Origin of the sequence: Protofrankia sp. Cr1 (genome assembly GCF_963555865.1) — a bacterium.
Taxonomy (GTDB): Bacteria; Actinomycetota; Actinomycetes; order Frankiales; family Frankiaceae; genus Protofrankia.
Genome location: NZ_CAUVXO010000412.1, coordinates 1 through 3,608, shown reverse-complemented (window position 1 = coordinate 3,608; position 3,608 = coordinate 1). Strand labels below are relative to the sequence as shown.

5 protein-coding genes are annotated in these 3,608 nt (G+C 62.9%); 2 read left to right on the top strand and 3 right to left on the bottom strand.

What is annotated here, in order from left to right:
- From U9980_RS22600 to U9980_RS22590, 3 genes are all read right to left on the bottom strand, one after another.
- Positions 1 to 527, bottom strand: a 527-nt coding sequence (locus U9980_RS22600; RefSeq protein WP_322769775.1) for a hypothetical protein, incomplete at its 3' end; no start/stop codon positions are given.
- On the bottom strand, positions 469 to 933 hold the full coding sequence (locus tag U9980_RS22595) for a recombinase family protein (RefSeq protein WP_322769774.1): 465 nt from the start codon (positions 931 to 933) through the stop codon (positions 469 to 471). The genes U9980_RS22600 and U9980_RS22595, both read right to left, overlap by 59 nt.
- 29 nt (positions 934 to 962) lie before the next feature.
- Complete coding sequence (locus tag U9980_RS22590) at positions 963 to 1,157, bottom strand: hypothetical protein (RefSeq protein ID WP_322769773.1); 195 nt, start codon at positions 1,155 to 1,157, stop codon at positions 963 to 965.
- A gap of 179 nt (positions 1,158 to 1,336) precedes the next feature.
- Between U9980_RS22590 and U9980_RS22585 the strand changes: the two genes are divergently transcribed.
- Both U9980_RS22585 and U9980_RS22580 read left to right on the top strand, forming a co-directional pair.
- Positions 1,337 to 2,815 carry a hypothetical protein gene (locus tag U9980_RS22585; RefSeq protein WP_322769772.1) on the top strand — a complete coding sequence of 493 codons (1,479 nt, stop codon included), beginning with the start codon at positions 1,337 to 1,339 and terminating at the stop codon, positions 2,813 to 2,815.
- Positions 2,812 to 3,333, top strand: a complete 522-nt coding sequence (locus tag U9980_RS22580) for an NUDIX hydrolase (protein WP_322769771.1) — start codon at positions 2,812 to 2,814, stop codon at positions 3,331 to 3,333. The genes U9980_RS22585 and U9980_RS22580 overlap by 4 nt, the downstream gene beginning before the upstream one ends.
- Positions 3,334 to 3,608: the final 275 nt, after the last annotated feature.

Sequence of the window (3,608 nt, the reverse complement as noted above, 5' to 3'; positions counted from 1 at the left end):
CTAGGCACTGCCTTACGGGTACGGCGCGGCAGCACGCGTGGTATCTCTTGGGTTTGGTCGAGTGAACTGCTGAAGGCAGACAAAGGCAGTTCGCACCATACGATCTTGCCTCCGGCGGGCGGCCGATAGTAATTCCATCGCTTGCCCAGTGCGCGCGTGAGCGGAATATCGCCGCCTGTCGCCGTGAACTCTGGATCGCTGTCGGCAACCTCAACAATTAGGTTGTCGCCAAGAATGACAAGCCGCACCAAGATGAGTTTCAGGCCATCCAGCTCTGTCCACCGGGGATTTGGCTTAATAATGCCGGTGGTGCGGACGGCGCGGGTTACGAGTTCAGCCGTCAGCTTTTCGACCGGCTCAATAAGGTGGTCGAGCTGCCACGCCTGTAGTGTGTACTTGGTGAAGAGCTGCGCGCAGATGGTGGCCGTTGAAAGCGCCGCAAGCTGCATTTCGCTGCGTATGCGAAGCTCAGGGCGAGGTGGATGGGTCATAACCACCTGCGCCGGTCGTTCTGCCAAAACGGTCATGGCGTTCCTCCCGAGGGTGGCCCATTACGAAAACCCGTGCCCCGGTTTCCAGCTCAATGAGGGCGCGCATGGCCTCATGGACACCAGGAAATCTTGAGAAGTGGTTGAGCGACGGAATCAAGACGCCATCAACGCCGGGGCGGCGTAGCGTCTCGACCATCACGACAAAGCCGCTCCGGCCGAATTGGTCCCCTATTCCTGCGTCACGGTCGGTGAAGACGTCAGCCAGGGTTAGCCCTTCACGCTCCGCGTACGCCGCGAGATCGCGTATCAGGCAGTCGCCGATGTCTTGCGGGTCGGCCGGGCTGAGGCGGATGTAGCCGTAGACAAGTGGTCGCATGGTTAGCAGCGCCCCTCCAGGAGGCACGTGGAGGGCCAGACCGGCGACGGCTTCGGGGAGCAGCATCGCCGGTCCGGCCGACTGGGGGCGGACACTCACAGCAGCGCCAGGTTGTGATCCGCAAGCCGGGTGGGCTCGCACGGCCAGGTCACGACGCAGACCACGCACAGACCGCCCACCTCGACGTGCTCGTGCAGCACCCGCACTGCGGTTCTGCACAGCTGCTGTAACTCCGGCGGGAAGTAGTCGGTTGGGGTCAGTACGGTCGTGGCCTGCGTCTGGCGGGTCATGGATCGTTCTCCCTGGTTGGGGACGTGTCCGGGTAACCCGAGAGTGAGGCGGTTGGGCCGTACCGGGCATGATCGCGGGGGTATACGCGCCATACATGACACGTATGCGGCCCGCCCCGTAGGGTGGCCAGGTTCTAGAATTGCTGGTCAGGGATGCCGCATCGAAAGTCAGGACGATCATGGACGCGAACCGCTCGGCACGTTACTGCCGTTGCGGGACGCGCCTTGCCCGAGACAACAAGAGCGGCCAGTGCGCCCCGTGCCAGACCAAGGCGCGCGACTTCATCATTCAGCCGCCAGAGTTTCCTGATGACTTCTGGGACACCGATCAGTTCCGGGATGCTTTCATTGCGCAGCACATCGGCCACGTTTCGCGGGCGTATCGCAAGCACCCGCAGCACATCGCCGTTTATGGCAAAGATGGCGTTCCACAGGGCGTCGTGGCCGGTTGGCTCGGATTGACGCAAGCTCAAATTAGCCGCATCGAGAATGGCGCGCCCGTCCGACATCTCGACAGCCTGACTCACTGGGCGCGCACGCTTCGCATTCCCGAGCATCTACTGTGGTTCAAGCTGCCCGGTGAGCCGTCTGCAAGTGGCAACGGTCGTACGGCCGACGTAGGAAGAGCGGCTATACCGCAGCAAGCCCCGCCACTGCCCGTACTGCTTCAGCCTTCGTCACTCGGGCTGCCGCTGGGTGGCGGCAACGGCTACGCCTCCGCGATGCAGTCGTTTCGGGCGGCGGATCGCCAGGTCGGCGGCGGCCACCTCTACGCCACCGTCGTCAAGTACCTACAAGCTGAAGTCGCGCCGCGCATGTTCGGAGTCGATCACGGCAGCGACGGACGGTTGGCGTTCACAGCCGCAGCCGCCTTGACGGAGATGGCCGGGTGGATGGCTCACGATGCCGGACGGGACCAGGCCGCCGAACAGCACTTTGCGCGTTCACTTGATCTGGTCAAACTCGGCAGCGACCGGCAGCTCGGCGTACACATCCTGGCCAGCATGAGCCATCTCGCCCACCACCAGGGCAAGCCAGCCGACGCCATCCAGTACGCGCGACGAGGGCGCGAAGCGCTGGCCCGTGGTCCCCGATTGCCTGAACTCGAAGCTCGTCTCCTTGCCATGCAGGCCCGTGGCTTCGCTGCGCTCCGGCGGTCCGACGACTGCACGCAGCTCCTCATCGAGGCAGAGAGGGTGCTTGAAGTGCAGCCGGCCGAGGAACGGTCGCTGTGGGTCAGCCACTTCGATGAAGGCTCCTTGGCGAACGAGGCCGCCCGGTGCTTGCGCCAGCTTGGTGATCTGGCCCAGGCGGAACGGCAGGCCGAGCGCGTCATCGAACTGCGGCCGCGAGATCGCACGCGCAGCCGGGCGTTCGGGCAGCTCATCCTTGTAACTGTGCTCATCGCCCAGGGTAGGCCCGACGAAGCCTGTGCAGTCGCTCAAGAAGTGCTGGACGCGACGCAGCAGCTCGGCTCCTATCTCGTCATCCAGCAGCTTCTTGATCTCAGGCGCTTGCTGGAGCCGCACCGGGGTACTCGGGTGGCAGCCGAGTTCCTGAGCTGCCTCGATGAGGCGCTCAGGGAGCGGGTGTGGCTCTACCAGTGGCTCACACAGGACGGACGTGGCGATGGAACGGCGCTCGGGGAGAAATGGTGAACGCTGACGCTTCGCTGTATGAGCGTGACCCGGAGGCCTGGCAGGCCTACTTGGCAGAGGGCAACGCGAAGCAACCACGCAAGCGCGTCAGCGCTGACGTGATCCTGCGCGACCACGCGGGCCGGATTCTGCTCGTTGATCCGCAGTACAAGCCCGACTGGGACACACCGGGCGGCATGGCCGAGGCCAACGAGCCGCCGCACGAGGCCGTGCGCCGTGAGCTGAAGGAAGAACTCGGCTTTGATCTCCACGTCGGACCGCTCCTTGTCGTCGACTGGGTATCGCCGCACGGTCCATGGGATGACCTGCTGGCATTCATCTTCGACGGCGGCGAGTTGAGCGACGAGCAAATTGCAACGATCAAGATTTCGGACGGCGAGCTATCCGCGTTTGAGTTCTGTACTCACGAGCAGGCACAGCAGCGGCTACGGCCGTATGTGTGGCGACGGGTGGCTGTTGCGCTGGATGCGCTGAAGACTGGGATTGTGCAGTATCTGTTGGATAGTTACGCCCGCTGACCGAAACTAGGAACGCAGTTCAGTTCTTTTGTGCTTGACCTATTTGCATTCGAGCCAGTCGCCGAAACGTCCAGCCGTCATTGTTTGCGGAAGCGGGCGGCGGCCTCAAGGAGTCAGTGCGCCACCTTCGCCCTCTATTTGATTGGCCGGACAGAGCCTTCTGTTGCGGACCACGCCTGGCGGCTTCTTATACGATATCGACCTAAACCTGAATCACGAAACTCAAAACAACAGAGGTAATAGACCTCGACTTTCGCTGTTACGCTGCGTTGAGC